Below are 22,741 nucleotides of genomic sequence, written 5' to 3'. Positions count from 1 at the left end.
TAAAAGGTAACAATTTGGAGTGCTTTAATGAGATACAACAGTTTAAAAGCATATCAATACGTAATTATCACTAAAAATAGAAATTAATTCTAAATATTTGAAACTTTTATACAAAAAAAATCTGTTCAATTTTCACTCTTGAATCATTCATATATTTGACTGTTTTTCAATCTAATAAGAATGTCTACCATTTTTTCAAATGCGAAGGTTTAGACTTACTTCTTCTCATCAATTTCTTTCTTAGTTCAAGGATATTTTTTTTGTAATTCGTTATTTTCAATTTTCCATTAATAATACTTAAATCATGAAATAATTGAATAAAAAAAGAGTGCGACACCTCATCATTAATTTCTTTACTTGTTTGAGTTATCGAAATCTTATTCAACTTTGGATGTAATAACCATTTATATGTTCCATCTAATTTTGATGGTATATCCTCTTTCCCTCCTTCTTTTAAAGCTAATTTAAAAGCATATTTTTCAGAAAGCAGGTATTGTTCTCTTCTTTTTCTGTAGTAGTTAAATACATTTTGCAAACCTTTAATGATTCTTCTAAAGGTGATGAATAAAAGGAAAACTATACCTAATTGATATTTATAAGTTACAATGAACTCAATCACCTGTTCTTTTAATGACTTCTTAGGTTCATTATTGATTTCCAAAGGTTGATTTAACATAGAAAGGCTATCGGCAATAGAAGCAACTATTCCGAGATCTGAAGTCGTATCTACATGTATTTTGGTGGGTTCTGACTTGATGGTTTTATACTCTCCTGTATATGGACTAAAGTAGGAGATACTTGCACCCGGCATTTCAAAATCTCCTGCTTTTGTAAATAGATACGAGAACGTTTCTGTACGTGTGCTTATTAATGTTTCCTTCTTAGAATTGATGTTTTGATCCGTTAGGTTATTGTTTGCATACTTTTTAGCATAAGTAACAGAATCGATAGTAACATTAGGAATAAAATTAGCAATTGTTTTTACCGCGGTTACCTTTACCGTTCTTTCCACAACATCTCCTACTTTTAGCTTTTTAAAGTCTTTATTCCAATAATCTTGTAAGTAAACCCTTGACGCAAGAAAAGATGGATATTTTGATTTTGGTAATGCTTTCGCTTTAAATTGTATCGACCTAGTTTTCACTGGAGTTGGTTTTCCTTCATAATCTCCCGGAGGAGGAACATATGCGGTCATGGTTAATGAAGGGAATTCTAATGTTCCTGTTTTATATGGAAATAATAAGAAATAATGAGAGATCACTGCATAGTTCTTTCCTCCTACAGCTTCGTTACCCGAAACAGAATTAGTAAAAGGTATAATAAAAGCATCTTTGACCTTTAGGTCACCAAATTCAACACCTTGAGTAAACCATGTCGGTGAATACACTTTGATAGTTACTTGTATAGGTTGTTGAACAAAAACATATTTTTTATTTAAATATACTTTTGCAAATGGTTTCTGGCAAAATCCTTCTTGGATGAACAAAAACCAAAATGCTATAACTAAGATTTTCTTCACCATTTTTTTTCTGGATTCTTTATGTGTGGGTAATACTTTCTTTTTTGAAGAATAAACTTCTTTCTTAAAAATTCTGAAGGGTCCGCATTTGTTTTTTCCATCACCATACTTGCGGCACTCACTTGGTTCATGTCCTTCTCTTTTTTCTTATTCTGATTCGGCCAGTCTTGTTCTTTGTATTTTCTCTTTTTAGGATCTACTACTTTTTCTTTTTCTCTATCTGCATCTTTATCCTTCTTCTTATTGTAGTCATGATCTGAAAGCTTTCGTTCCTTTTCTGTTAGGGCTTTCACTGCCTGTTGAACATCTTTTTGAGTATTCTTAAAAGCCGATTTATCGGCAACATTACTTTCAATTATTTTAACGACTTTATTTAAAGACACAGTAGCTACCGCCAGAGTAGAATCTTTCTTTAAAGCAATCCTAAAAGCGGCCTGTGCCATTTCATAATTACCCAATTCCACATACATTAACCCTAGATTATATTGAGATATTGCTGTAGAATCTAATTCATAATTTTCTGCTGCGGTTTCATAGTTTCCACTTTTATAGTAAGCAAAAGCTTTGTGCGAAGGATCTTGATATAATTTTGCTGCACTCTCATAGTCACCTTCTTTTTCTTTTTGTTGGGCTTGATAATCTTTCGAATACCATAAATCATCATATTTTTCACTACAACCACCTAAAAAAATGAGTAGCATTAATCCCCAATTGACCATCCATCCTTTCCTAAACCAGAAAAGAGTAATTATTAATAATGGATAAATCAATAACTTCCCATCATCTCTCCAATCACTCTCTTTCTTATCATCTTCAGTTTTTATGACTTGATGCTGCACAATATGGTTTTTTAGCACTTCCACATCACTATTATCTAGTGTTATGGGAACTACTGAAATCCTTTCATTCTTCTCTAATTGTGATAATAAACTCCTATCAGCTTTTGAGAAAACTTCTTTTCCATTATGAATTAAATGCTTTTTCGAATTGTATGGATTAGGTACAAAACCACCATTAAATGAACTCGCCAACCATATTTGTACCCAAGAATTTGTCTTATTAGCAAATTTGACCACTTCTCGACTTACCTTTTGATCGATTTCATCTGTTACAATAATTATCGTTGGAGGAGCAATTTCCTTCTGAATTAAAGTATCCATATATGACAATAACAACTCATAGTTTGTTCCCTTCACCGGCATAATTCGAGGTTTAATTGTCGTCATATAGGGGACCATAATTTCCTTATCCAAACTAGGTGGAAAAATGACATGAGGCGTACCAGCGTAGGCCACTAATCCCACTTTTGTATTCATTTTTTCAGCAAATAAATCTCGGATTTTTAATTTTGCCCGCTCTAATCTATTTGGCGAAATATCTTTTGTCATCATACTTTGAGACAAATCCAAAGTAACCCATACAACGGCTTTATTGATTACTGTAGGTAGCTTTTTCTTTTTAAAAGTTGGTCCTGAAACACTAATAATAAGTAATGAAAGGCTAAAGAACATTAAAAATGCAGGTAAGTTGATCTTACTCAATTGTTGATCGAGTATGATTACTTTTCTCAAATCTTCTCGAATTAATTTTTGCCATGAAAGTGATCTTTTATAGTTGATCAGATACAAGACAAAAACAAAAAGCAAGGGAGCAAAACACCATAAGAATTTTGGCCTTAAAAAATGGAAATCATTGATATATGTAATGAGTTGTTCGTTATCCATTAGTATTCGATTTTAATAATGAGACAACGTTTAGATAGAATATCAAAAGAAAAGAAAGTGCAATTGATACTGCTATTGGATAAAAATAAAGTAATACTTCGGGTTTTAAAGTAGAGGTCTCGTACTTAATGGGTTCAAGATCATCTAAAGCTTTGTAGGCTTTTTTCAATTCTTTTTCATCCATCGCTCTAAAGTATTGCCCTCCGGTAGACTCTGCAATATAAGTCATCGTCTTCTCGTCTATTTTATCTCTTCCAGTAGGATCACCAATACCTAGGGTATATATCTTAATACTATCATTTTTTGCTACGGCAGCTGCATCTAAAGGGTTTGTGCCTCTTCCACTATCAACACCATCGGTCAGTAATAAAATCACTTTTTCTTTGGTGGTATCCTGCTCAAAAACTTTCATACTGTATCCAATAGCATCACCAATACCAGTCATTTGTCCTGCCATTCCCACTTCTGCATCATTGAGCATAAACATGACTGAGTGTAAATCTTCTGTAAGTGGTGCTTGTAAGTAGGGATGAGTTGCAAAAAGGACTAATCCCATTCTATCAGATTTACGACCTTTAATAAACTCAGTCATCAGTTTTTGTACGGCATGCCATCGGGTAAGTCGTTGTTTCTCTACTACCCAATCCTTATTGTCCATACTAAATGACATGTCAGCAGTAATTAAAAAACTTCTGGCAGTCTTAATTTTCTTCTCAGGTTGACCGACTAACTTAGGTCCAGCTGCACCTACTAAAATTCCGATATAGATAAGAAATAAAGTAAACCATTGGAAGACACTCTTTTTCGAGACCTTCGATTTCTTTCTAGGGTTAATACCCGAAACTTGAACTGCTCTAGAGAAAGACGGAAAAACTAAAGCAGCAGTTTTCTTCCGCATTGGAGGTAAAATCCAATACACTAATGGAACTATAATCACAAAGGTAAATACCCAAGGATAAGTCCATTCAAAGTGCATGTTTTCGTATCCAAAATTCGGCATATTGATAATAGTCTTTAAAATTTTCTTTCGTTTCTGGATTAAGTTTTTCTGAGAAGATGAATTGCTGTAGCATCAAAAATTTATCATCTTTCAATACATCTCTTTTTATTTTCTGGTCTAAAAAAAGTTTCCATTCTTTCCCTTCTAATTGCTTTATTCTATTTTCATTATAAGCTGTATAGGCTGTAATTCTTAATAACTTGTCGATCTCATACACATTATTTGGCGACGCCTGATTTTGATCAATTTGATGTAAAAGTTGAAGGGCCTCTTTTCGATATAAATTCTTAGTATGATGTTTCCATAACTTCCATATTAGAAGTATTATCAAAAGCAATATTATTCCTCCTACAACTTTCCACCCCAACGTATCAAAAGAAAATTGAACGGAAGGAGGTGGAATTACTATTCCTATATTATCCTTGATATTGATCATTCAAAACTTCTTTTACTTGAACTTTTAATGGCTTTACTGTATCAAATTTGATGAGTGGTATTCTATAATCCATCAATCTTTCTTCTAATTGATGATACATTACTTTATACTTTTCGGAAAACTCTTTCTGCTTCATTTTTGTGATATCCCAATCAATCTGTACTGCCGTGTCTGTCATCGGGATACGTTGAGCAGGCAAAAACTCATCTAATGGATCATAGATGTGTGTTACTATCACATTATTACTTTGTGCCAATGTACCTAGCCTCTCCAATCCAAGATCGGTTAACAAAGTGATATCGGTAACAACATTGATAATGAAGTCATGATGGGCAATCTGCAGCATCTGAAATAATGCTTCTTCTAGTTTATGAAATGATGTATTTTTAGAGATTTTCTGTTCTATTAAATTATGATTGAGTTGTAAAGCATGTTCCAATAATGCTTGAAATAGGTTTTTACTTCGAGAAGGTCTAAAAATAAGATTTTGCTGATCGTTATAGACAATTCCACCGAAACGATCACCCATTTTCAAAGCTCGAAACCCATGAATAGCCATTAGCTGAATACCTATATTCGCTTTTAAATCGCCAGTACTTCCAAATAACATGGATAAACTTTGATCTAGGATAGTCATCTGAGGCCTCTCTTTTTCTTCGCTAAAAACCTTAGTATGTGTTTCCCTTGTTCTTGCAGTTACTTTCCAATCAATGTTTCTAATATCATCTCCAAGAACATATTTTCGTACTTCAGAAAAATCCAATCCTCGTCCTCTTAACATAGAAGCATGACGACCCGAGAGTAATCCTGTAACTCTTTGATTTTTAAAAAATTCGGTCCCCTCAGTAATTCCTTCTAATTCTAAGAGATCTTGTATGTTTAATTTGATTTTTGTCAAAGCTTAAACAGGTACTGCTTTTAGTAGTTCATTAATAATTTCATCTGCAGATTTTTTATCAGCATTGGCTTGATAGGTTAAAGAAACTCTATGTCTTAGAATTCTATGACAAACTTCTCTAACATCATCTGTATCTACATAATCTTTTCCTTTCATTAATGCCATACACCTTGATGCTTTATCCAAGGCAATACTTCCCCTAGGAGAGGCTCCAATATTGATGTATTTCTTTAGCTCTTCATTGTATTTTTCTGGAAACCTCGTAGCATCGATAATTCTAACAATATATTTATTAATGGCTTCAGAAACATTGATCGCATTCAACTGATCTCTCAGATCAAAAATCACTTTTTTATTAATAGGTTCTTTGGAATTTTTTGATGCTGATGAAACTTCTCCTCTCACCAATTCCAACATCTTTTCCTCTTGTTCAGTCGTAAGGTATTCAATCACTATTTTCATCATAAAACGATCCAATTGGGCCTCTGGCAAAGGATAAGTACCTTCTTGTTCAATTGGGTTTTGAGTAGCAATAACCATAAAAAAAGGATCCATCTTATATGTTTTCGAAGCCACAGTTACCTGATGTTCCTCCATCGCTTCGAGTAATGCCGATTGTACTTTGGCTGGAGCTCTATTGATTTCATCTGCCAAAACAAGATTAGTAAAAATGGGACCTCTTTTAAAACTGAAGCTATTACCATCTTCCGAATCAGGGTTAAAAACCTCAGTACCGGTTATATCAGAAGGCAATAAATCGGGCGTAAACTGAATACGATTCATATCTATATCCATTACTTTACTTAAAGTGTTTACTGCCCTCGTTTTAGCCATTCCAGGTAAGCCTTCCAATAAAATATTTCCTTCTGTGATTAAACCTATAATTAGAGATTCAACCAATTCCTCTTGTCCAATGATAGAGGCATTTATACGTTCTTGTAAGTCTTTAATTTGATCTATCATATTCTTGGTTGATCTCCATTACATCGTTCCTATAAACTTGGGACTAGTACTCGTAAGCTGAAGTACTAATTCGATCATTATATTTTTCTTTTCTTTAGTTTTCAGTTTTTGCTTGATAATTAATGTTTTATCCCCCAAGAGCTTATGTGAAACGGTTTCTGATTTCATTATTTGTTCAAGAGTGATGCATTTCGTCCCATTGTACTTTTTCTCCTCTTCAAATCCACAAAAAAAGTTATCAATATACTTTGTTAATTGATCTTCGTGATTGATGAGATGTTGTGCTCCATCAAAGTAATTAGAAAGCTGTTGTATATCTTTATTGTTAATTGCTTGATTAAATGTTTTGATATAATCCTCTAAGAAAGCAGGAGCACCTTCTTCCTCAATCACATCATTGGAATTAAAAAAAGCAGGATGCACAGCTGCGGTCATTTCATTTTTCTCTGAAGATTCCGATTTCATCTCCTTTTCGAAGGGTGATCCAATCAAATAGGCCTGCCCAAACACATGAAAAGTCATCAATGAAAAAGTCAAAAGAAGTAATGGTCTCATTTTGTTTATTAATCAATATTAGCCCCACTCGTTATTACGAATGGGGCATTTAGTTAATTATTTATTTTGAATTCCTTCCCCTGTTGAACCTCCAGGTCCCATTCCAAAGTTTTTGTACACCATTTCTGATGCTCCATCCATGGTAAATGAACCAGGTCGTTGAGAAGGTGGATAATCTTTGTACGACTGAATATGTTCCATGATTATCCCATTGCCTCCATAGAAAACAAATGGGTGATTGATAAACCATGTCCAGTAGTTATTTGAATTATGGTCCGCCCTTTCAAATGGGTCACGCCTTAGATTAAAAATCTTTGGCATCCTGAGCCAAGTAAACGGTTCTGCCCATAACTCCATGGTTTTTCCTCTTTGTTCTGCATATACAATTTTCCAAGCGGTAGACATTCCTTCTTTAGAGGTTCCAGGGGTATCACCTGTACCTCCTCCTGCCATAAATGTGGAATTTCCTGTGACATAATTCCTTTGTTCGTAACGTAAAGCCACAATTTGAGCATCCGCATTTTGATAAATAAAGAAATTACGTGGAGATTCTTTTACTTCTCCAGTTAAATATGGAAGCATATTGTACCCATCTAAATGGACTTTAAACTTCTTGTTATTGGCAGCATAACCTCCTTTCATTAATTTATCTTTAATGTCTGGGTCACCTGCAGCCGCCAACAATGTTGGGAACCAATCTAAATGAGCTATCAATCCATTTAATACCTGTCCTCCTTTAAACTTTGCAGGCCAACGTATAAATGTTGGAACTCGATAGGCTCCTTCCCAATTGGTCTCTTTTTCAGATCTAAAATGGGTTATCGCACCATCAGGCCAAGCATTATAATGAGGGCCATTGTCTGTTCCATAGATCACAATAGTATTTTCTGTCAACCCTTTCTCTTCTAAGAAATTGAGCATATCACCAACATGTTGGTCATGTTCCATCATCGCATCGTTATAAAAACCTTGACCCGAGATGCCTCTATTTTCCTTTTTGACATGGGTAATAAAGTGCATTCTTGAGGCATTCCACCAACAGAAAAACGGCTTCTTCTGATCGACCGCTTTTTGGATAAACTTCTTCGCTCTAGCATTCACTTCATCATCAACCGTTTTCATTCTTTCAATTGTCAACGGTCCTGTATCATTTACAGGGCCATCAGAAGTACAATCTAATACACCTCTTGGTCCAAACTTCTTTAAGAATTCAGGATCTCTAGGGTAGTCTGCATCTTCTGGTTCTTGCATTGCATTTAGATGATATAAGAAGCCATAAAACTCATCAAAACCATGTTTTGTAGGTAGACTTGCATCACTATCACCTAAGTGATTTTTACCAAACTGACCGGTCATATAACCAAGGTTTTTTAAAGCTTCTGCAATGGTAATATCATCCGCTGCTTGTCCTTGTGGAGCCTTGGGAAGACCTACTTTTGTCATTCCTGTACGTAAACCACATTGCCCTGTGATAAAAGAAGAACGCCCGGCGGTACAAGACTGCTCTCCATAATAATCTGTGAAGGCGATTCCTTCATTAGCAATTTTGTCAATGTTAGGAGTAGAGTACCCCATCAATCCTCGATTCCAATAACTGATATTGTAAAGGCCAATATCGTCACCCCACATGACCAGAATATTTGGTTGCTTGTCTTTCTCAATCTTCTCTGTCTTTTCAGCATAAAGATTGAAGTTGCAAATCAGTAGAGTAATAAAAGAAAGGAGTAGAACTTTAATACTGTTCTTTCTCATAATTAATTGATTAAATAAAATAATTGTTGTTTTTGGATATATGTAAATTGTCTATGAATATTTATCAGTTGATCATTCTTTTGATTTTGTAGAGCCACCAGGGCCTACAGGACCTATTTCATAACTTTTTTGCTTGATCTCATTTAATTTCCATGAACCCGGTTTCTGTGAAGCCGGATATTCTTTAAAGGTCATCACATACTCTTGCATGTGGGCCATCGCTCCATACATGTATGGAATTTGATTGATAAACCAATCCATATAGGTATTAGAATCGTAATCTGCCCTTTCAAATGGGTCCATTTTTAGATCAAAAGCTTTAGGCATTCGTAGCCAAGTAAAAGGTTCCTGCCAAAGCTCTCCACTGACTCCTCTTTGTTCACCAAATACCCACTTTAAAGACATCAATTGTTCTTTTCCTTCAATATCTTGACGAACGGCAACAGGTTCCGCTTCAGAAGTATGGTATATAAACCATTTACGAGGAGATTCATCTACCTTACCTTGTAGATAGGGCAACATATTGTATCCATCTAAATGAATTTTAAAGTTTTTCCCATTGGCTTTATATTCTCCTTTGAGCAATTTTTCCTTGATTTCTGTATCACCGGCTGCTGCCAATAAAGTAGGTAACCAATCGAGATGAGCCACCATACCTTCTAGTTTTTTACCTCCAGTAATTCCTCCATCTGTCCATCGGATCATAAATGGCACTCGGTAAGCTCCTTCATATTGGGTTTCCTTTTCCATTCGATAGGGTGAAATTGCACCATCAGGCCAAGAGTTTGTCTGTGGACCATTGTCCGTACCATAGATAACAATGGTATTATCTGCAATACCTTTTTCATCAAGGTATTTGAGTAGCTCACCTATATGATTTGAATGCTCTACCATACCATCATTATAAAATCCTCTTCCCGAAAGGCCATTGGATTCTTCTTTTATATGTGTTCTAAAGTGCATCTTTGCTGCATTCCACCAAACAAAGAACGGTTTATCTTGTTCGATAGCTTTATCCATAAATGCTTTTGTACGTTTTGTTAAATCATCATCAATCGTTTTAATTCTTTCTACGGTCAAGGGACCAGTATCATTTACGGGGCCATCAGATGTGCAATCTAAAACGCCTCTTGGACCAAACTTTTTTAGGTAGGCAGGATCCTTTGGGTAATTCGCATATTCAGGCTCTTCCATTGCATTGAGGTGATATAGGAAGCCATAAAATTCATCAAATCCGTGTTTTGTTGGTAAACTTGCATCACTATCTCCGAGGTGGTTTTTACCAAACTGACCTGTCATATAGCCATGGTTTTTTAATGCTTCAGCAATCGTTAGATCATCATCGGCCTGTCCTTGTGGAAAACCAGGCATTCCTACTTTTGTCATCCCTGTCCTTAATCCAGATTGTCCGGTAATAAAAGAAGACCTACCAGCAGTACAAGATTGCTCTCCATAATAATCTGTGAATAAAACTCCTTCATTGGCTATTCGATCTATACCAGGAGTGGTATAGCCCATTTGTCCATGTGAATATGCACTAACATTCCATAAGCCGATATCATCTCCCCACATTACTAATATGTTGGGTTTCTCTTGTTTTCCTTTTTTGTTTTTCTTTTGACTGAAAACAATACTTGAAATCAAAAAGAGAGACATGAACATAAAAGATAGTTTCGCTCTAAATAGATTCATTTTCAATTGAGTTATTGTTCTTGGGTTGTAATTAATTATTTATTTCAAGGGTTTTAGTATGACATAAATTAATGAGATAAAAGGAGATTTTTTAATGGTTGAATTATTAAAGTTTCTTTTTCTACTAATATCACAATGAAAACGTCAATCAATTATAATGAGTACTATTCATATCATCTTATCACAAACTTTATAAAGAATATAACTGATATTTATTACTTATAATCAACAAATTATACTATTGGAAAAGGGTGATTTTCTTATTAATTTAATTAAGCAATACATCAATAAACTATTTCACTATCTCCAATTGAACCCCAAAAATTAATGCTCAGATCTCTACAACAATATCACAGAACAATATTACTTTCTCTATTATTATTTCTTTCTGGAATCACTTCTCTTTTATTTCAGACCTTATGGGTAAAACAATTAGGCATTGTTATAGGTGTGGATATTTACTCCACTTCTATCGTTATCAGTGGCTTCTTTACTGGCTTAGGAATCGGGAATTATATCTTAGGGAAGTATGTAGAAAAGAATAACTCTCCATTATTATGTTATGCTATTTTTGAAATAGTGACTGCGTTTCTTGGGGTTACTATAAGCTTACTTCTTTTTTATGGAGAGACCACATACATTCAAATGGAACACACTTTGGGAGCTTTTGCTTATATGATTCCATGGTTCCTCATTTCGCTCCCAGCCTTTTTTATGGGTGGAACTTTCTTAGCACTTTTAAAATACTCTAAACCATCTGAAGAAAATACGGGAAAGAGAATAGGTTACCTCTATGGTAGTAATACCGCCGGAGCAATAGTAGGAACATTATCAACTCCTTTTTTAATAATACCTATATTTGGTGTGATCGGTGCAGCCATATTTGCAGGGTTTATCAACCTTTTACTAAGTGCTTTTACGATATTCCTATTTCTTAAGACGAAAAAAGAAACGTATATAAAAGCAACACATGCTCCATTAGGGAAATTTCATATTGGATACCTATTGTATTGTCTCGCTGGGTTTATCGGTCTTTCACAAGAAATACTGTGGGGACAAATAGTAGTTCAATTTCAAAATACAAGAACATATGCTTTTGCCACTATGTTGGGTGTATTCCTTTTAGGATTAGCTATTGGTAATTTCATTGCGGGGAGATATGTCAATAAAATAAAAAACCTCTGGTTTGCTTTTGGTACAATCACTCTCTCGGGGCTTTTTGTGACACTTCTCTCTGTGTTATTTATTGATCAGAATATAATTACAATTCAAGAGCAATTTGGCAATTATATGTATTCCGTATTTGACACTAAGGGAGCTTTAATGATGGGGCGGTTTTTATTTATTAGCTGCTATTTTATTTTATTACCCACTATCTGTATGGGAGCTTTATTTCCGATTATTTCAGTAATAATATCAGACGGAAAGAATATATCCGAGAATAGTGGGAAGTTATTGGCATGGAATACGTTTGGAGGAGTACTTGGTAGTTTTATTACAGGTTTCATTTTATTCCCGACCTTAGGTACTATCTATAGTTTGTTTCTTCTATTTATTCTTTCATTAGGCGTTTCTTTTGTAGCTTTTTATCAGGTTGAATCGTTAAGGAAATTCACTCCTAGTTTAATCCTGTTTCTATCCATCGTCTTTTTTATACCTAAAACAAAATTTATTGATCTTCTCCTTCAAAAAGAAGGTGGTAATATCGTTTTCTTCCAAGAAGGAATTGGGCATACAGTTGCCGTCGTTGAAGAAGGAGATGATACCCGAAAATTTAATCGTTTATATATCCAAGGTGTTTCCAATACGGGCGATGTCTTTCCTTCACTTCGTTACATGAGACTTCAATCCCTTATCCCATTAATTACATTTAATGGAAAACCTGAATCTGCTTTAGTGGTGGGATTGGGAACTGGAATAACTGCGGGAGCCCTTCTTCAATTTCCGGAATTAAAAGAAAGGCGAGTAGTAGAACTTCTTCCTGAGGTAGTAGAAGCTACCAAATATTTTAATGGTAATTATCAGTTATCAGAAAATAAAGCCATTGAAATCCTTGTGCAAGATGGTCGACACCTATTAATGAAAGAAGATAGAGTATACGACCTTATCACTTTGGAACCACCTCCACCAACTGCTATCGGTGTTAATAATTTATACAGTAAAGATTTTTATCAATTATGTAAAAAACGATTATCAAAAAATGGTATGATGGCACAATGGTGGCCGATAACCACACAAACGGAGGAAGCTTCTGCATCTATGGTAAGGGCTATCCTTGATGTATTCCCTTACGCCAATTTATGGACAACAGAAATGCATGAAATGCTTGTGATTGGTTCAATGCAACCTTTAAATATTGACTTAGAACAAATAAGGAAACGTTTGGCTTACCCCGAAGTAAAGCAGGCGTTGGATGAAATTGGCATTCATAATGAAGCTCAATTTCTAAGCACCTATGTGATGGGTAGAAATGGGTTACATGTATTTAGTAGAAATGCAGCCCCTGTTACTGATAATCATCCGATTTTAGAATATGATGGGTGGGTTAAAAAATCAGTAATTACAGATATCCTCCCAAGGTTATTAGATCAACAAGAAGACCTTAGTATTTTACCTGAATCTCTTCAAAAAGAAATTGCTTATGAAAGGGAAAATCTACATCGATTTTATTACGCAGGTTTAGCTAGTTATATCGGCAGAAGAGACGTTTGGTCTATGCTCTTAACTGATTTATATGAGCATGATAACTCTAACAATTATTACAATTGGTATAACCCAGAGTAAATGGGCTGAAAAATAGAATAATCTGATTTTAATAGAAATCGATAAATAATTATTACTCAACAAAATGAGAATCAACGTATTTAAAGGTATACTTTTAAAAAATCAAATCTCATGAAATCTATTTTATTATATATCTCGTTAATACTTTTTAGTGTACCTGCTTTCTCTCAATGTGTAGAGAGCATTGATATAAAATCTCCATCCTATATCATGGAACGGCCGACTGCTACTTTTGTAGATGAGGTCGATGAAATTTCTAATAATGAAGTCAAATTCCTGCAAGTAGAAGAGAATTATCTCTTACTTATGGATGAATATAAGAATCAAGTAAAGTTATATAATTGGGAGTTTCTCTCTGATGTCTCTAGTGATCAAAATGAAGATATTATTTCTGCGTTCAAAATCACCAACTCTAAAACATTTACTACTGCTAAAGTGATTTATAGAAAAGAAGGTAGTTGTTATGCCACAACTGTCGAATTATATAATAAAAAAGGAACCCTAATATTAAAGTTCCACTCTGATAAGCTTAGAAAATCATATGAATAAAATATTAAGGTCATTGATTCAGAAAATGAGTCAATGACCTTTGTACATTAAAGATAAAGCAGAACATCATAGGTGTTATTTTCATCAAAATTGTTGGAGGTAACAATTAACTTTTTGATCGTTTCTCCGTCTTTTAAAACTTCAATTGAATACTTGTATTTATCTTCAACAGTGATGTTGAAAACACCATCACTTCCTGTGGTTTTTGTATTCAATATTTTTCCTTGATCATCTTTGATAGTAACTTTGTAGCCAGAGAGTTGACCTTCTAATGTAGCTAAGGAACCTGTTATATTTCTTTTCGAGATACGCATCATTTCACCATCTGTATCGACCATTAAGAAGCCTTGGTTTTTCCCTTCTAATTCATCATAATCATCTCCATAATAAGCTTCTTCATCAAAATATCCTGTGACATAAAACTCTGTTCTTCGGTTCAATTGATGTTCTTCTTCAGTACATTCCTTATCGAAACAATCCACCACAGGTCTTGTCATACCATATCCTTTATAAGTGATTCGTTCAGGTGAAATACCTTTAGAAACGACATATTCATAAGCCTTCTGAGCTCTTCTTTCTGATAACTTAAAATTATACTTTTCTGATCCTCTACTGTCTGTATGTGCCGAGAGTTCAATCTTTATTGTTGGGTTATAACTGAGCACATGTACCACTGTATCTAAAGCATGTGAGGCGTCATCTCTGATAAATGCCCTATCATAATCATAATAAATTCTTATTCTCTGACCTTGAATTTCTCGGACATCAAAGTTTCTTTCCGACACCATATTATTAGCGGTATTTACTGCGGCTCTTCTGGTAAAGAACTTTGGCTTCTCAGCAATCATATCATAAAATGTCTCAGGCTTTGCGGCAAATCGGTAATACCCTGTGGAATCAGGATACACTTCAAACTTTTCTCCAGTATGTCGCTCTGTAATTGTAATTCTTGCTCGTACAGCTTTCATTGACACTGTATCTTTTACATAGCCTTCAACATATGGCTGAGCAATTTCTAAGACACACAATTCATTTTTATCAATAAATTTTGCCGTTTCTACTCCACTTAATGTATCTGCAGTATAGCCAGAAAGTGATGCGATCAGTTGACTTTTTTCTGTCCAATATTGTTTATCAATTTCAAAATATCCCGTAGAATCTGATGTAGTAATCCTTGTATCATTTATCATAACACCTACATTAGGAATAGGCTTACGCGTAAATGCATCAATCACAACACCTTTAAACTTATTGATGACTACCTCATAAATATTATCATTCATGGAAGAATCCAATTCGGTGATTCTATTGGAAGAAATGTAAGCTGTTCCGGTTGCATTGGCTCCTCCACCGAAATCATCAAAACTTGAATTTAAAGGATACCTAAGATGATGTGGCGTTGGAGTAGGCTGATTCATATCTTGCATAAAAAAATCTAACCCACCATAACCACCTCTACCGTTTGAGGAGAAAAATAATTGGTTTTTCTTATTGATAAAAGGGAATTTTTCATCCATTTCTGTATTTACATCATTCCCTAATAAAATTGGTGAGGACCATGAATCTCCTGACCTTTCAGAATAATAAATATCTGTTCCCCCGATTCCTCCTTCTTTATCAGAAACGAAATATAGACGACTTCCGTCCAATGTCAAAGATGGGTGCCCCGTTGAATAGTCATCAGAATTCCATATAAAAGAATACGGTTTATCCCATTCTCCCTTATCATTTTTTTCAGAGATATAAATCTGAATAGTACTCACTCCAGCTTCATCTTTCTCTTTTCTAGAAGTCCTTGTAAAAGCAATCATGTCCCCATTTTCAGTAATTGAGGCTGATCCTTCATGAAAATTAGTATTCAATTTTTTAGAGAAATTGGAAACCGAACCGGCTGAATCTACATAGAAAATATCTAGATACCTTTTTCCATCCCAAGCTGACTTCTTGTTTCCTGTAGCTCCTTTTCGATTCGATATAAATAGGAACCCATTTTCAAAAGGAACAGGACCAAAATCATCCAATTCTGAATTGAAACTTACGCCGGATACATCATAAAAAATGTTCTTCGGTGTGTTTCTTATATCTTCAATATTTTTGATTTTCTCATATACTTGTTCTCTATCCGTAGAGGTATCTAGTGCTTTCTGATACCATGACGAAGCCTCATCATAATGCCCTGCCACAAATAATGCATCTCCGTACGATTCTGCATATTCTCCTTCTAAAGCGACATCATTTTCTAGTAACTTTTGATACACCTCAATACTATTTAAAGGTTTATTGACCTTCTCATAACAGACTGCAATTTTTAAAGCATATTCTTTCTTAAGCTCATCCGATTCTGTTTTTGCAAAAAGCTTTTGATACTCTCCCAAAGCTCTGGAATAATTGAGATCTTCCATGTCTTGCTCCAATCTCTGCTCTTTATTTTTTATTTCAACATCAGAAATTCTTTGAGCAAGAATAAAGTGACAAAAGCTCATCAACAATAATACTGTTAGTAATTTTTTCATGATGTTTGATTAAAAATAGCGCGGACTTAACATTTTAGTTTTCTTCCCTGTAAAGAAGATATTCAACATAAATTCATGAGAACCTCTGGTTACACCTTGCCCAGCATTTGTGACAATATCATAAGAATAACCAAAGCGGAAATGATGCCCGAATTCCAATTGTGTAAGTAATGTAAATGAGTTTTTGAGTGAATAACTTGCTCCAAACCATAACCAATTGTAGAGCAACGCATTCAGGTTAATGTCAAAATAAGTTGGAGAACCTTCTACAAATGCAAACAATGCATTAGGTTTTAATTTTACTGTAGGAGATACATCAAATAAATACCCCCCAGTAACAAAATAATGCCTTTCCTCTTTTGCGACTAATGTACCTTGACCATCGCTCAAATCATTAGCTAATAATTTAGGAGCCGATGCTCCTGCAAACCATTTATCAGTTTGATAAAAAAGACCAAAACCTACATTGGGTGTACTTTCTTGTTGCATGGAGGTGGGTAACGTTGGATCAGGCAAGAACGTATTTAGATTTTGAAAATTCACTCTATAAAAATTCATTCCTCCTTGTAAACCAAAAGATAGTTTGCCATTGCCTAACGGTAAACGATAAGCTGCCATCATGTAAAAGGTCTGCGTCGTTGTTTCTGCAGTTTTATCTTGTGAAAAGATTCCTCCAACAGATAATTTTTTAGACCCTAATGGACTATCCACAGAGATCGTTGATGTATTTGGACTTCCTTCTACCCCCGACCATTGTTGACGGTACATTAAATTTGTATTGATCCCTTCGTAATTACCTACATAAGCAGGATTTAGAACCAATCCATTAAACATATATTGAGAGTAAAGTGAAACTTGTTGAGCATTTGTATGTATCCATGCTGAACACACTATACCCATCATTAATAGTAGCTTTTTCATATTATTTTGCGATTACAACGAAACCTGATCTAACTTCTGAACCATCCTTCAAGTCAACGGTATAATAATAGGTTCCCACCCCTAACGTTTTTCCGTTATTACTATTGGTGCCATCCCATCTTATATCTTCATTATTGTAACTCGTAGTACTGAAAACTTCCAATCCCCATTTGTTGAAAATCTTCACAGTATTGTTCGGGTAATATTCTATATCTTTTATATGCCAATAATCATTGATGTTATCTCCATTGGGTGTAAAGGCATTAAATAGTTGCAATTCTGGTCCTACCTCGAAAAGTAAATTGGCGGCAGTGTCTGCATAAACAATATTAGCTTTACCATTCCATTTGGCAGAATCGATACCTGTAAAACCATCATCAGGAATAAAATGTAAGGAAGAGTAAGTAGCCATTTCGATAGCATCTCCTACTTGAATCGTATCTTCATTATAAAAAAGGTATCCATTTTCAGGAACTGATTCTATCCTAATGTATTTTAAAGTATCTCCATTAGGGTGATGATAGGCTGCAGCAAAATCTTGTTTTTCAACCGTCAGTTGAGCACCATGTTCTCCTTGTTTTAATATATCATCTAAAACCACTGAATTACCTCTGTAACCTGGAATAACTGTAAGGCTAATTTGAGAAAACTCTCTGGCGTATAAAGTTCCATTCGAACCTGTCCAATCCACTGAGTCTAAACCTGCATAACCTTCATTTGGAGAATAGAGAACACTATCTAATAAATCGTATGGAATCTCTTGAAGACGAACTATTGGGTTACCTTCTAAAGTTAGTATCCCGTTTCTAGGTAGGGAATCAAATACTACTTTTTCCAAAGGTAAATTATTAGGATCATCAAAGTTTTCATCAAAATCAAATCGTACAAAATGCTTTGGTGTATCTTGTCTCAGGTAATATTCAAAACCCGATGTGGAAGGAGTTCCTTCTGCGGCATTTACTGTAATATAAATATTCGCTTCTGCTGTTCCATCTCGATCATCAGTGATCGTATAATGTGCTATCACTTCTCCTGAGAATAATTGAGTAGGTATATACTCTACTTTCTGGTTTGGAACTTCTCCAATGATACTTATCTCTCCTCTTTCTCCTTCAGATTCCTCAAGAGTTACGTCTACAATTCTTAAAGGGTCTCCATCAGGATCATAGTCATTCGCTAAAACAACAATTTCAATCGTTGTGATTACATCTGTAGTTGCACTATCATCTACGGCCACAGGAGGGTAGGTTCTTTCCTTCATATTGATAAATACAGTGGCATCAGCATCAGCATAATCAATTCCATCTGAACCATTCCATAGAATTTGTTCTGCGACAGTTCCATCAGAAGAAACAGGTACATAATGAATACTATCGATCAAGGAAACGGTAATTTCTTCATTAGGAGTCAAAGCAACTCCCGAGATTCTATATAATGTTCCTTCAGAACCATCTGGAAGACTAGTAAATTTCACTCGATCAATTGGTAATGCATCGTCAAAGTGTGCTTTAAAGTCTTCTTGACTAAAATAAATGGTATCTGGTAAGTAACCAGAATAGTAGATATCTGAAATTTCAGGAATATCATTGGTAACGGTTATTGTGATTGTTGCTTGGCTACAGCCATCAATTCCATCACAAATTTCATAATCTATTGTCGCAGTTCCACTAAATAGATGATCGGGTGTAAAATAGACCAATTCATCTATTATTTCTGCTGTGCCATTACTTTCTGAAACTATTCTTTCGAGATAAATAGAATCCCCATCTTCATCATAATCATTGGCTAAAGCATCGATCCAAACAGGAATATTTACTGTAGTGGAAGCAACGTCATCAACAGCTACAGGAGGGTGTCGATCATCTGAGTAAATTAAAGAGATCGTTGCGTTATATAGAGGTTCTTCCGCTGCTGTATTAATCACACTGTATTCAAAAGTAGTAGTGCCATGATAGAATGAATCTGGTTGAAAATGAAAATCTTCCGTTTCAATTTTCGCATAGGGTATTCTATCATTTGCTTCGACTAAAACACTATTGAAAAATAACTCCCCATTTGCAGGAACAGTTGCTACAATAATTGAATCTAGTGGATCATTATTGAAGTCAAAATAATGATCATCAAAATCAGTTTGTGTAAAATGTATTTGATCATTTTTCGATTGAGATTTTTCAAAATCTACTATATAAAGGGTAACAAGTAGATGAATATGAAATGTATATTCTTCACTCTCTAGACTGTTACTATCTTTCACTTTAAAATTAAATGTACCCCAATTCCTAAAATCAGTATTATCATAAGTTCCTGGTGAATATTGAAGCGTAGCTGTAGAAGGTATTTCTTCTCCGACAACAACATTTGCAAAACTTCCACTTCCATTATGTTGAAGTGTTCCTTTTCCAGGAAGGGTTGTAACAATAAAGCTAGCAAAACTCGCATTATCATAAGAGAGAAAATAAATATCATCGTCGATATCTCCTGTATAGGTTTCTGACTGCCTTAGAACAATTGTTGTATCTTTTGAAATTGGAGGAGTATCTAAATTATTCACATGAATCACGAAATCGTATCGTTCAGAATGATTTCCGATGAGGGCCTCCCCTCCATTATCTTTTACTCTGAATTTAAACTGACAATAATTAGTTCCAAATTCATAGGGTAAAGGTTGATACGTTAATAAAGAAACATCCTCCACATAATAGCCTGTGGTTAACTGTAAAGGTGTTATTTCCTGTCCATCGTATGATAGTGTCCCCTTAAAATCATTCGTATCATCAGGATATGATACTCTTATTCCATCAAATGATAACCCATCTAATGAATTAAAAGGGAAGTTGGTCGTACTAAAAGTATATAACTCATCTTCATCTATAGTTAATGACTGATCTGATGAAGTTGGTCTTGCTTTAATATTGACATATGCTGTAGCCACAGGACCAAAGTCTTCGTTAGGAACCAATTGTGCCTTGACTTCAATCTGTCTTTGTGATCGGTCCGTTAATGCCGCATTTGTAAAATAAATCAGTTTTAATGCTTCTTCATATGCATCTGTCGAGGCCACCCCTAATAATACTATATTTTGAGTATCTGAAGGAGAGTTTACACCTATACCTGATGGTAATACTCCTCTGATCATTAATGAATCCGTTGCTTCTAAAGGCTGTCCATCTGCAAATGATATTTCTACTCTATTTAGTGCACCAGCAGAAAATGCAAATACTCTTGTATCAATATCTGAAATTCTTCCACTTTGCTGTGTACCTACGAAATAGTTGCTTTCATAATCTAGACCTGTTCGACCTGAACTATTATCATTATCTAAGTCTACAATCACAGGAACTAGACAATCTTCGATGATAAAAGGACCTATAAGGTTATTGGTAAAGTTACATTCTTGGATATTTGAGTAAACAGAATCTGCAGGTACAGGCATTTCCTTTACTGTATTATCAAAATTATAGGGATTATGATTTAAAACCACAAATGCATTGACCGTACTTCCATCGGTTGGTATGCGGTTTTGTAGTGTAAATTGTAAGGTGTCTAATGGATGAATTGGTACAGAAGTATGAAATGTATCGATTAGTGTAGCAGAAGTTTCATATGGATTACCATCAAAGATTGAAACGACCATGTTAGAAGGCACTACTTGATTTCCTACATTCTGAACGGTCATAATCATATTCAGAATTCCATTATTATTACAAAGGGCTACATCAGATTGAACTCTTCTTAATACAATATCAGGAGCTGCATTCAATACCTCCATTTCGGGTGTATAATAAGAAGCTTGTGATGAAAATGTATTTAATATACCATCAAAATAGCTGTGAGAATTACTTTGAAGCTCTTGAGCAACCTCTAACTGAAAATTAGTGTTGGTAATATGAAAGCCATTTTGGTTCCAATAGGATTGTGCGGTCACCCAAAATTGATCGTATGCATTAATCGCAATTAATCCACCATCATCAGTACCCCCTAAAGTCACTATAACTTCGGTTTGTCCATCATTATCAATATCAGCTACAATAGGGTACTCTGCTCTATTTTCTCCCGACACCTCATAAGATGAAATATTAAATGTACCTTCCTGATTTCTTATAGCATATACTTTAGTATCATCGTTAAAAAAGATTTCCGATTTTCCATCTCCATTTAGATCAAATAATGACACACCTGCAAGTCCAATATCATTGCTCGTCTGATCAAATATCCATTGTTCTTCAAGGTTTCCATTTTCATAATCTAATATATATAGTTGGTATTGACCTGTTCCAATAATTTCAGGAACTTGATCACCGTCTACATCACCAATAGCTACTCTACCTCCTATAGTAGAAGAAGTTAAGAAGTACTCTCCTAAAACTGTTTGATTATAAGGTGACCAAAGGTAAACCTCAGCTTGATTATTTTCTTGTGTGACTGTAACAATTTCAGGTCTATGATCACTATCAAAATCAGCGATAGATACAAACCCATCGTTGTTGGGTACTTCTGATATCTTTGTTAAACTCTGACCACTAATATCCACTGCGTATACCACATTTCCTGCCACTAATTCTAAACCATCAACATGGTCAGAAGATGAAAAAGTACCTAGAGTAGGTTTACGATCACCTACATCAAAAATGTTATAGGCAATAGAAAAAGCTTCCTGACCAACACTATTTCCACTTGATAAATCATTATCAAAGGCAATAATGGATGTAAGATCTATAGCATTGTAAATAGCATTCCCTATATAAACTTCAGGTATACCATCTTCATTAAAATCGGCAAGTTGTGGAGATTGGTATTCATGACCTACTCCCACCGTAGTTTTGGCAATAACCCCACTTGATCCAAATTCATACCGATGAATATTTTTTCCGACATTAATGAAAATATCTCCATTACCATTCCCATCAACATCTGCTATTGCCATTTGCGAATAACTATGGCTACTACCTTCTATTGGTATACTATATTTTACAGATTGATCGACGGTATTGAGTATATAGATCATTCCATCAGTAGAACTTTTCACTACTAATTCAGCGACCCCATCATTATCCATATCTCCAACTAAAACCCCAGAAGCTTTATCAATCACAATACCTAAATCATGACTATTCAGTTTTTCAGAAAAATAAATTGAAGGTGTATTTGGATAATCATCAAAATTACATCCTAAAGAAAAGTTATTGACGATACTTCCTCTGCAATCAGGGGAAAAAGCACAGTCGGGATCATAACAATCAATTAAGCCGTCATTATCATCATCTATACCGTTATTACATATTTCAGTATTCTGTCCATATGAAATCGTTGATAATAGCAGTAGTAGTAGTAAGGCTTTGGTAGTATGCCAAAACATTTTATAATTGGTTTTTGGGTTAATTATAGGTCAATAGTTTCTCTATTATTAAGTTATATAAATTAAAACACTAAAAAGT

The 22,741-nt window shown here is 34.6% G+C and carries 14 protein-coding genes; 2 read left to right on the top strand and 12 right to left on the bottom strand.

Translation table 11 applies throughout. The features are described 5' to 3' along the window. Window positions 1–184 precede the first annotated feature (184 nt). From QL232_RS03900 to QL232_RS03860, 9 genes are all read right to left on the bottom strand, one after another. Window positions 185–1,522: a BatD family protein gene (locus QL232_RS03900; protein WP_281613178.1), complete on the bottom strand. Its 1,338-nt coding sequence runs from the start codon at window positions 1,520–1,522 to the stop codon at window positions 185–187. Beyond that, a complete protein-coding gene (locus tag QL232_RS03895) occupies window positions 1,516–3,243 on the bottom strand; it encodes a VWA domain-containing protein (RefSeq protein ID WP_281613177.1) in 1,728 nt (575 codons plus the stop codon). Before QL232_RS03895 ends, QL232_RS03900 begins: the two co-directional genes overlap by 7 nt. Then, on the bottom strand, window positions 3,236–4,243 hold the full coding sequence (locus QL232_RS03890; protein ID WP_281613176.1) for a VWA domain-containing protein: 1,008 nt from the start codon (window positions 4,241–4,243) through the stop codon (window positions 3,236–3,238). The genes QL232_RS03895 and QL232_RS03890 overlap by 8 nt, the downstream gene beginning before the upstream one ends. Next, the gene (locus tag QL232_RS03885) at window positions 4,209–4,679 is read right to left on the bottom strand and encodes a DUF4381 domain-containing protein (RefSeq protein WP_281613175.1); all 471 of its coding nucleotides are present in this window, start codon (window positions 4,677–4,679) and stop codon (window positions 4,209–4,211) included. Before QL232_RS03885 ends, QL232_RS03890 begins: the two co-directional genes overlap by 35 nt. Continuing rightward, window positions 4,660–5,577: a DUF58 domain-containing protein gene (locus tag QL232_RS03880; protein ID WP_281613174.1), complete on the bottom strand. Its 918-nt coding sequence runs from the start codon at window positions 5,575–5,577 to the stop codon at window positions 4,660–4,662. The genes QL232_RS03885 and QL232_RS03880 overlap by 20 nt, the downstream gene beginning before the upstream one ends. Window positions 5,578–5,580: 3 nt before the next feature. Further along, a complete protein-coding gene (locus QL232_RS03875; protein WP_281613173.1) occupies window positions 5,581–6,540 on the bottom strand; it encodes an AAA family ATPase in 960 nt (319 codons plus the stop codon). Window positions 6,541–6,558: 18 nt separating this feature from the next. Beyond that, window positions 6,559–7,095, bottom strand: coding sequence for a hypothetical protein (locus QL232_RS03870; protein ID WP_281613172.1), 537 nt, complete (start codon window positions 7,093–7,095; stop codon window positions 6,559–6,561). Window positions 7,096–7,152: 57 nt separating this feature from the next. Then, the gene (locus QL232_RS03865) at window positions 7,153–8,847 is read right to left on the bottom strand and encodes an arylsulfatase (protein WP_168882653.1); all 1,695 of its coding nucleotides are present in this window, start codon (window positions 8,845–8,847) and stop codon (window positions 7,153–7,155) included. A gap of 72 nt (window positions 8,848–8,919) precedes the next feature. Next, window positions 8,920–10,539, bottom strand: coding sequence for an arylsulfatase (locus QL232_RS03860; protein ID WP_281613171.1), 1,620 nt, complete (start codon window positions 10,537–10,539; stop codon window positions 8,920–8,922). Window positions 10,540–10,866: 327 nt separating this feature from the next. On the opposite strand from QL232_RS03860, the gene QL232_RS03855 reads away from it, so the two are divergent. Continuing rightward, on the top strand, window positions 10,867–13,323 hold the full coding sequence (locus tag QL232_RS03855) for a fused MFS/spermidine synthase (protein ID WP_281613170.1): 2,457 nt from the start codon (window positions 10,867–10,869) through the stop codon (window positions 13,321–13,323). Window positions 13,324–13,434: 111 nt separating this feature from the next. Beyond that, complete coding sequence (locus QL232_RS03850) at window positions 13,435–13,872, top strand: hypothetical protein (RefSeq protein WP_281613169.1); 438 nt, start codon at window positions 13,435–13,437, stop codon at window positions 13,870–13,872. A gap of 47 nt (window positions 13,873–13,919) precedes the next feature. Here QL232_RS03850 and QL232_RS03845 read toward each other — a convergent pair whose 3' ends face one another. From QL232_RS03845 to QL232_RS03835, 3 genes are read right to left on the bottom strand one after another with little or no spacing between them, the layout of a single operon-like run. After that, entirely contained in the window at window positions 13,920–16,385 is a 2,466-nt protein-coding gene (locus tag QL232_RS03845) for an OmpA family protein (protein WP_281613168.1), read from the bottom strand. 9 nt (window positions 16,386–16,394) lie between these two features. Further along, the gene (locus tag QL232_RS03840; protein WP_281613167.1) at window positions 16,395–17,306 is read right to left on the bottom strand and encodes a type IX secretion system membrane protein PorP/SprF; all 912 of its coding nucleotides are present in this window, start codon (window positions 17,304–17,306) and stop codon (window positions 16,395–16,397) included. A gap of 1 nt (window position 17,307) precedes the next feature. Next, complete coding sequence (locus QL232_RS03835) at window positions 17,308–22,662, bottom strand: Ig-like domain-containing protein (protein ID WP_281613166.1); 5,355 nt, start codon at window positions 22,660–22,662, stop codon at window positions 17,308–17,310. Window positions 22,663–22,741: the final 79 nt, after the last annotated feature.

Source organism: Flammeovirga sp. SubArs3, from assembly GCF_947387565.1.
Lineage (GTDB): Bacteria > Bacteroidota > Bacteroidia > Cytophagales > Flammeovirgaceae > Flammeovirga > Flammeovirga agarivorans.
The sequence above is the reverse complement of the archived record's forward strand: the minus strand, read 5'-3'. Positions and strand labels throughout refer to the sequence as shown.

Excerpts from the sequence above, each read along its gene's own strand:
- QL232_RS03900 (WP_281613178.1), bottom strand. The coding sequence starts at position 1,522 with ATGGTGAAGAAAATCTTAGTTATAGCATTTTGGTTTTTGTTCATCCAA.
- QL232_RS03895 (WP_281613177.1), bottom strand. The coding sequence starts at position 3,243 with ATGGATAACGAACAACTCATTACATATATCAATGATTTCCATTTTTTA.
- QL232_RS03890 (WP_281613176.1), bottom strand. The coding sequence starts at position 4,243 with ATGCCGAATTTTGGATACGAAAACATGCACTTTGAATGGACTTATCCT.
- QL232_RS03885 (WP_281613175.1), bottom strand. The coding sequence starts at position 4,679 with ATGATCAATATCAAGGATAATATAGGAATAGTAATTCCACCTCCTTCC.
- QL232_RS03875 (WP_281613173.1), bottom strand. The coding sequence starts at position 6,540 with ATGATAGATCAAATTAAAGACTTACAAGAACGTATAAATGCCTCTATC.
- QL232_RS03870 (WP_281613172.1), bottom strand. The coding sequence starts at position 7,095 with ATGAGACCATTACTTCTTTTGACTTTTTCATTGATGACTTTTCATGTG.
- QL232_RS03865 (WP_168882653.1), bottom strand. The coding sequence starts at position 8,847 with ATGAGAAAGAACAGTATTAAAGTTCTACTCCTTTCTTTTATTACTCTA.
- QL232_RS03860 (WP_281613171.1), bottom strand. The coding sequence starts at position 10,539 with ATGAATCTATTTAGAGCGAAACTATCTTTTATGTTCATGTCTCTCTTT.
- QL232_RS03855 (WP_281613170.1), top strand. The coding sequence starts at position 10,867 with ATGCTCAGATCTCTACAACAATATCACAGAACAATATTACTTTCTCTA.
- QL232_RS03850 (WP_281613169.1), top strand. The coding sequence starts at position 13,435 with ATGAAATCTATTTTATTATATATCTCGTTAATACTTTTTAGTGTACCT.
- QL232_RS03845 (WP_281613168.1), bottom strand. The coding sequence starts at position 16,385 with ATGAAAAAATTACTAACAGTATTATTGTTGATGAGCTTTTGTCACTTT.
- QL232_RS03840 (WP_281613167.1), bottom strand. The coding sequence starts at position 17,306 with ATGAAAAAGCTACTATTAATGATGGGTATAGTGTGTTCAGCATGGATA.
- QL232_RS03835 (WP_281613166.1), bottom strand. The coding sequence starts at position 22,662 with ATGTTTTGGCATACTACCAAAGCCTTACTACTACTACTGCTATTATCA.